Origin of the sequence: Peterkaempfera griseoplana (assembly GCF_001418575.1) — a bacterium.
In the GTDB taxonomy this organism is placed as follows: Bacteria; Actinomycetota; Actinomycetes; order Streptomycetales; family Streptomycetaceae; genus Peterkaempfera; species Peterkaempfera griseoplana.
This window is the reverse complement of sequence record NZ_LIQR01000062.1, coordinates 1-7,641: the sequence shown is the minus strand read 5'-3', so window position 1 is coordinate 7,641 and position 7,641 is coordinate 1. Positions and strand designations below refer to the sequence as shown.

The 7,641-nt window shown below is 69.7% G+C and carries 4 protein-coding genes and 1 pseudogene; all 5 read right to left on the bottom strand.

From position 1 onward, the window contains the following. The coding region (locus tag AOK09_RS05210) for a discoidin domain-containing protein (RefSeq protein ID WP_055585928.1) at nucleotides 1-2,900 on the bottom strand (2,900 nt) is incomplete at its 3' end. Nucleotides 2,901-3,175: 275 nt separating this feature from the next. After that, nucleotides 3,176-4,516, bottom strand: coding sequence for a GH1 family beta-glucosidase (locus tag AOK09_RS05205; RefSeq protein ID WP_055585927.1), 1,341 nt, complete (start codon nucleotides 4,514-4,516; stop codon nucleotides 3,176-3,178). A gap of 20 nt (nucleotides 4,517-4,536) precedes the next feature. Next, entirely contained in the window at nucleotides 4,537-5,379 is an 843-nt protein-coding gene (locus AOK09_RS05200) for a carbohydrate ABC transporter permease (protein WP_055585926.1), read from the bottom strand. Then, nucleotides 5,372-6,271, bottom strand: a pseudogene (locus AOK09_RS05195) (carbohydrate ABC transporter permease); the annotation flags it as partial. The pseudogene AOK09_RS05195 and the gene AOK09_RS05200, both read right to left, overlap by 8 nt. Nucleotides 6,272-6,287: 16 nt before the next feature. Next, on the bottom strand, nucleotides 6,288-7,604 hold the full coding sequence (locus tag AOK09_RS05190) for an ABC transporter substrate-binding protein (protein WP_055585925.1): 1,317 nt from the start codon (nucleotides 7,602-7,604) through the stop codon (nucleotides 6,288-6,290). Nucleotides 7,605-7,641: the final 37 nt, after the last annotated feature.

The following is a 7,641-nucleotide window of genomic DNA, read 5'->3' as shown; positions in this document are numbered from 1 at the left end:
GTGGCGGTGAAGCGGCCGTCGCCGGTCTGGGTGAAGTCGACCTGGCTGAAGCCGGTGCCGCCGCCCGCGTACTTGGCGCAGTACAGCAGCTGATAGCGGATCAGGTCGCCGTCCGGGTCGGTGGCCTTGGCCGTGATGTCGAAGGTGCCTCCGGCCGGCACGGACGCGGTGGTGCTCAGCGTCATGTCGGTGATCACCGGCGGCGTGTTGCCACCCGGGTTGCCGCCGTAGTCCTTGGCCACCGAGTAGAAGCTGAGCCGCCGCCACCCGGCCGGGACGGTGTTGTACCAGACGCCGCCGAAGTCGTTCTCCGTCCCGTAGTGGAAGACCGTGGCGCCCAGTGCCACCCCCTGGTGGCCGGTGATGCAGGCCCAGTTGGAGAGGTAGGCGTCCCGCTTCTGCACGTCGGTGGGCTCGGTGGGCACCCCGTTGGCGTCGTCGGGGACCTCCCACTCGCCGGCCTCACCGGACTCGGTGATGATGTACGGCTTGGTGTAGCCGCCGCCGACCCAGTCGTTCCTGACGTTGCAGACCGAGCCGTAGGAGTTGACCGCCAGCAGGTCCAGGCTGGGGGTGTAGGACTTGTAGTACGCCCAGGCACCGGTCCAGGCGTCGGTGGAGGTCACCGGGTGGTCCGGGTCGATGGCGTGGATCGCCTGGGTGACCCGCTCCACGTACTTGGCGTACGCCACCCGCTCCTGCTCGACCGTGGAGCCGTCGTAGGTGTGGTCCTGGGTGGTGAGGACGACCTCGTTGCCCACGTCCCACATCAGCACCCCGGGGTGGTCCTTGTAGGTGGTCACCCACTGCTTGATCTGGTCCAGGGTGGAGTCCATGTACGCGGTGTCCTTGACGTAGTCCGCGCCCTGGTTGAGCCAGAAGCCGTTGATCACCTTGAGGCCGTGCGCCGCGGCGGTGTCCAGCAGCGGCTTGGTCCCCGCGTCGGTGCCCCAGGTGCGCAGGGTGTTGACGCCCATCGCCTTCAGCTCGCGGATGTGCGCCTCCGCGGTGCTGTTGGCCGGACCCCAGGTGATGCCCTTGACCTGGTACGGGGCGCCGTTGACGGTGAGCGCCCAGTTGCCCTGGCTGCCGGTGACCTTTACGGTGGAGCGGCCGCTGGGGACCGCCGGGTCGGTCATCGGCGCGGGGGGCGTGCCGGTGCTGGTGGAGACGGTGACCTTGTCCAGGGCGAGGGTGCCGCCGGAGCTGGTGTCCGCGCCGGGTGAGGTGCAGCCGCAGACCGCGTCGGGGAAGGAGCCGCCGATGGCCAGGTCGAAGGCCAGGGAGAAGCCGTGGTGCACGGCGGCGTCCCAGGTGGAGACGCCCACCTGCGACTCGCTGACCTGCCAGACCTGCCGGCCGTCGAGGTACCAGCGGATCTGCTCGTCGGTGGTGGTGCGGTCGATGACCGCCGAGTAGGTGTGGAAGTCGGTGAGGCAGCCGGTGCAGGAGGCGAGGCCGCTGGTCATGCCGTTGTACTCGTTGCAGTTGCCGCCCGGCGCGGTGCCGCAGTGCAGGGTGGCCGAGAGCTGGCTGCGGCCGTTGACGTTCTCCAGGACGTCGATCTCGCCGTTCTTCGGCCAGGAGCCGCTGTCGCCGCGGTAGCCGCTGCCCATCAGCCGGAAGGAGGGCCAGTAGCCCAGGCCCTTGGCCGGGGCGGGCTGCTTGACGGTCGCGGAGATCTGCAGCCGGCCGCCGGCCGGGGCGGCGAAGTCGGTGCGCCTGCTCTCGATCCGGCCCGAGGTCCAGCCGGAGCCGCTGTGCAGCGCGGTGAGGGCGAGGTGGCCGTTGCCGTCCAGGGAGACATTGGCGGGGGCGCTGCTGGCGGTCTCGATCTCGCCGGTGCCCCAGTTGGCGGCGCCGCCGGGGTAGGAGGTGCCGGTGTCCACGGTCCAGTCGGCGGAGGGAGCCGCGCCGGACGCGCCGTTGAAGTCGTCGCTCCACACGGTGGTCCAGTCACCCGGCGGGTCGGTGGGGGGAGGTGTGCTGGCGCCCGAGCCGGTGTGCACCTGGAGTTCCCACAAGGAGTAGCCGTAACCGGTGGCCCGTGCGGTGCCGTACAGCCGCACATAGCGGGCGGTGCCGTTGACGTTCAGCGTCTCGGTGCCGCCCGCGCCGGTGGTGGTGGAGTAGGCGCTGGTCCAGGTGGTCCCGTCGGTGGAGAACTGGATCTGGTACGCCTTGGCGTAGGCGGTCTCCCAGGTGAGCACCACCTGGCAGACGCTCTGTGCGCTGCCGAGGTCGACCCGGAGCCACTGCGGATCGGCTGCCGCGCTGGACCAGCGGGTGCCGGTGTCGCCGTCCACGGCGTTGGAGGCCGGCGTCCCGTAGTTCTCCTCACTGGAGGCGGTCGCGGTCCGTCCCTTGGCGGCGTCGGTGGTGCCGCAGCCGCCGGCCGTCCCGCCGCCGGCGGTCCCGTAGACCTGGAACTCCCAGAGGGAGTAGCCGTAGCCGGTGGCCCGTGCGGTGCCGTACAGCCGCACATAGCGGGCGGTGCCGGTGACGTTCACCGTCTCGGTGCCGCCCGCGCCGGTGGTGGTGGAGTAGGCGCTGGTCCAGGTGGTCCCGTCGGTGGAGAGCTGGATCTGGTACGCCTTGGCGTAGGCGGTCTCCCACGTCAGCACCACCTGGCTCACCGCCGCCGGGGCGCCGAGGTCGACCTGGAGCCACTGCGGGTCGGCTGCCGCGCTGGACCAGCGGGTGCCGGCGTCGCCGTCCACGGCGTTGGAGGCCGGGGTCCCGTAGTTCTCCTCACTGGAGGCGGTGGCGGTGCGGCCCTGGGAGAGCAGGGTGGCCGCGGCCTGTGCGGCGGGGGCGGGGATCAGCAGCAGCAGGGCGGCGACCAGAGCTGCCGAGACCAGTGCGGCAAGGGCTTTGGCTCCGCTGGGTGGAGCGGGCATGGGGGGTCCTCCTGTGGGGGCTGGCCGTTCCGGCGGCCTGGGGAGAGAGCGGGAACGTAATGGAGAGCGCTCTCCCTCTCTGCATGCTCCATCCCTGATTCGGTACACGTCAAGACCTCTGCATCACCCTTGTGAACAGGGAAAACAGGGCAGTGGAGCGCTCTCCAAAAGGGCATGCCGAAGTCCCGCACGGCCATCAGGCCGTGCGGGACGGGAGGGCGGACCCCGGCGCGGGGAACGGCGCCCGCACCCTCCCGGGTCGTACCGCCGCGCGGTCAGCGGGCGCGGTGCTCCGCGATCAGTTCGGCATAGCGGCGCCCACTGGTCTTCACCGTGCGGCGCTGGGTCTCGTAGTCGACATGGACCAGGCCGAACCGCTTGTCGTACCCGTAGGCCCACTCGAAGTTGTCCAGCAGCGACCAGGCGAAGTACCCGGCCAGCGGGGCACCCTTGCGGACCGCGTCGGCGCAGGCCGCCAGATGCTGCTCCAGGTAGTCCGTGCGCTCCGGGTCGTGCACCGAGCCGTCGGCGGCCACGGTGTCCTGGTACGCCGCCCCGTTCTCGGTGACATACAGCCTGCGCGCGCCGTACTCCTCGGTGAGCCGGAGCAGCAGCTGCCCGATCCCCGGGGCGTGCACCTCCCAGGGCATCGCGGTGTGCTGCGGGTTGGGGCCGGGCAGCTGGCGGATGTACGGGACCGGGGCGCCCGGGTCGTCGGCGATGATCTGCCGGAAGTAGTAGTTGAGGCCCAGCCAGTCCAGCGGTGCGGCGATGGTCTCCAGGTCGCCGTCCCTGATCGGCAGGTCGACGCCGTACAGCTCCACCATGTCCTCGGGGTAGCCGCGTCCGTGGATCGGGTCCAGCCACCAGCGGTTGACATGGCCGTCGGCGCGCCGCGCGGCCAGCCGGTCGGCCTCGCTGTCACTGGCCGGCTCGATGGTGGAGAGGTTGTTGACGATGCCGATCTGCGCCCCCGGCACCGCCGAGCGCAGCGCCTGTACGGCCAGGCCGTGGCCCAGGTGCAGATGGTAGGAGGCCCGCACGGCGGCGGTGAGGTCGGTGAGGCCCGGCGCCATCCGTCCTTCGAGGTGGCCGATCCAGGCCGAGCAGAGCGGTTCGTTGAGGGTGGCCCAGTGGGTGATCCGGTCGCCGAGCGCCCCGGCGACCACGGCCGTGTACTCGGCGAACCGCTCCGCGGTCTCCCGTTCGGGCCAGCCGCCGCGGTCCTGCTGGGCCTGCGGGAGGTCCCAGTGGTAGAGGGTGGCGAAGGGGGTGATCCCGGCGTCCAGCAGGGCGTCGGTGAGCCTGTCGTAGAACGCCAGGCCCTTGGGGTTGACCGCGCCGCCGCCGTCCGGGACGATCCGCGGCCAGGCGAGGGAGAACCGGTAGGCGTCCAGGCCGAGGCCGGTCATCAGGCCGAGGTCCTCGGGCCACCGGTGGTAGTGGTCGCAGGCGGTGTCCCCGGTGTCGCCGCCCTCGACCGCACCGGGGGTGTGGGAGAAGGTGTCCCAGATGGAGGGGGATCTGCCGTCCTCCGCCACCGCGCCCTCGATCTGGTACGCGGCGGTGGCCGCGCCCCAGAGGAAGTCGTCGGGGAGTGCACTGAGGTCGGTCACGGCGGGCCTTTCGAGGAGGGTCATTTGACGGCGCCGGCGGTCAGTCCGGCGACCAGGTAGCGCTGCAGCAGCAGGAACCCGGCGACCACGGGGACGCTGACGACCAGGGAGGCGGCCATGACCTGGTTCCAGTAGACGTCGGTCTGGGTGGCGTAGCCCTGGAGGCCGACGGCGAGGGTCCTGGTGGTGTCGTTGGTCATCACCGAGGCGAAGAGCACCTCGCCCCAGGCCGTCATGAAGGCGTAGACGGCGACGGCGACGATGCCGGGGATCGCGGCCGGGATGATGATCCGCACCAGGGCGCCGATCGGACCGCAGCCGTCCACCAGCGCGGCCTCGTCGAGGTCGCGGGGGATGGAGTCGAAGTAGCCGACCAGCATCCAGATGGAGAACGGCAGCGAGAAGGTGAGATAGGTGAGGATCAGGCCGCCGCGGCTGCCGTAGAGCGCGATGCCGGTGGAGTCCCCCACATTGACGAAGATGATGAAGAGCGGCAGCAGGAAGAGGATGCCCGGGAACATCTGGGTGGAGAGCACCGTGACGGTGAAGACCCGGCGGCCCTTGAAGCGGTAGCGGCTCACCGCGTACGCCGCCAGGATGGCGATGACCACCGAGCAGACGGTGGCCCCACCGGCCACGATCAGCGAGTTGACGAAGTACCGGCCCAGCGGCACGGTCTTCCAGATGTCCACATAGGGCCGGAAGGTCAGCGTCGAGGGTATCCAGCGGAACGGTCCTTGGACGTCCTGGAGCGGCTTCAGCGAGGAGCTGAGCATCACCAGCACCGGCACCAGGGTGAAGACCGCCAGCACCAGCAGGAATATCCGGCGTGTCCAGCGGAAGGACGCGGGTGGATTAATCATCGGCGCCCCTCCGGCGCGAGGTGGCGAACAGGTAGACCGCGGTCGCCAGCATCAGGAACAGCAGCAGCAGCACCGACATCGCGGAGCCCGAGCCGAAGTTCCAGGTGACGAAGGACGACTGGTAGATGTGGATGGAGATCAGGTCGGCGGCCGGCGGTGCCGACTTGCCGAAGAGCACATAGGGGGTGTTGAAGTCGTTGAAGCTCCACAGGAAGAGCACCAGCACCAGCACCTGGCTGACCGGGCGCAGTGAGGGCAGGGTGATCCGGCGGATCTGCTGCCAGATCCCGGCTCCGTCCATGGCCGCCGCCTCGTAGAGCTCCCGGGGGATGTTCTGCAGTCCCGCGGTGAGGGTGAGGAAGGCGAACGGCCAGGACCGCCAGACCGCCACGGTGACCAGCGCGGAGAAGCTGTTGTCGCCGATCAGCCAGAAGGGCTTGTCCGAGGTGAGGTGGAGCTGGTCGTGCAGGATGTGGTTCACCAGGCCGGTGTCCCGCTGGAACATGAACGACCAGGTGATCACGGCCGCGTAGACGGGGAGTGCGTAGGGGAGCAGAAAGGCTGCGCGAAGCAGCCCTCTGCCGCGGAAGGAGTCCTGCATCATGATCGCCGCGGAGGCGCCGATCAGCCAGGAGAGGCCGACGACGAGGACGGTGAAGGAGCAGGTCACCCAGAACGAGTGCAGCAGCGACTGGCCGACCGGGGCGTTGAAGTCCACCGCCATGCGGTAGTTCCCCAGGCCGGCCCAGGGTGCTTCCGACCAGTTGCGGATGAAGAACTGGGTGAGCTGTTTGAAGCTCATGACGATACCGACCACCATGGGGACCAGGTGGATCAGCAGCTCCATCACCAGCGCGGGGAGCAGGAGCAGGTAGGGCAGGCCGATTCGGCTCAGTCGCTGTCGCACGTCAGTTGGCCGGCATCTGCTGCTGGGCCTTGGTGAGCTCGGCCTTGACGGTCTCGTCGGTGATCGCCTTGCCGGAGGCGGCCTCCGCGAGCAGGTTCTTGACGGCGGTGCCGATCAGGGTCTCGAAGTTGCTCTCCTGGGGGACCTGGGGCAGCGGGGCGGCGCTGCTGCGCAGCACGCCGGCGATGGTCTTCAGCTCCGGGGTGGAGAAGGCCGGGTCGGACTGGGCTGCGACGACCGGCGGGATCGAGCCGTAGGCCTTGTTGAGGACGGTCTGCTCGGTGTTGCTGGTCATGAACTTCACGAACTGCAGGGCGCCGTCCTTGTTCTTGGTGTTCTTGAAGACGGCCATGTTGATGCCGGCCACCATGGAGGTGGTGGACTCCTTGGTGCCGCTGGCCCCGGCGGGGACCGGCACCGGGACGACCCCGTAGGCGTCCGGGTTCATGCCGTGCGACTTGAGGTTGGCGCCGGCCGCCTGCCACATCAGCATCGCCGCCTTGCCGGTGGCGAAGTCGGTCACGGACTGGTTGTTGGCGTACTCGGCGTTGCCGGGCGCGGCGATCTTGTCCTTGGCGATGAAGTCGACGTACTGCTTGATCGCGGCCACCGCGCCCGGACTGTCGAAGGACGCCTTGCCCGCCGGGGTGAAGAAGGACGCCCCGTGCTGGGTGGCCAGGGTGAAGGCGTGGTGGACGTTCTCGGAGAGGTTGCCGCCCTCGATCGCCAGGCCGTACTTGCCGCCCTTGGTGAGCTTCTGGCCGTCGGCGACCAGCTCGTCCCAGGTGGCCGGGGGGTTGGCGATGCCGGCGTCGGCGAAGAGCTTCTTGTTGTAGTAGAGGCCGTACGCCATGGAGTACAGCGGGACGGCCGCCGGGTCCTTGCCGCTGGCGCCGGCCGAGGCCAGCGCGGAGGGCAGGAAGCGGTCCGAGCCGCCGACCTTGTCGAAGGTGGCGGAGTCGAAGGGCAGCAGGGCGCCGGTGGCCTGGAGCGAGGCCGACCAGGTGTTGCCGATGTTGAGGACGTCCGGGCCCTGTCCCGAGGTGGCGGCGGCCAGGATCCGGTTGAGCAGGTCGGACCAGGGGACGACCTCCAGCTTCACCTTGATGCCGGTCTGCTGCTCGAACTTTCTCAGCTCCGGCTCCAGGACCTGCTTGTCCACCTCCAGGCTGGCGCCCTGGTTGGAGGCCCAGTAGGTGAGCGTCTTGGGGCTGCTGTTGCCGCCGCCCCCGCCGGTGGAACCGCCGCCGCAGGCGGTGGCGGTGACGGCGATGGCGGCGACCAGCGCGATGGTTGCGGCAGGACGGTTCGTACGCATGACCGTGCCCCTCTCGGGCTGCCTCTTATACACATTT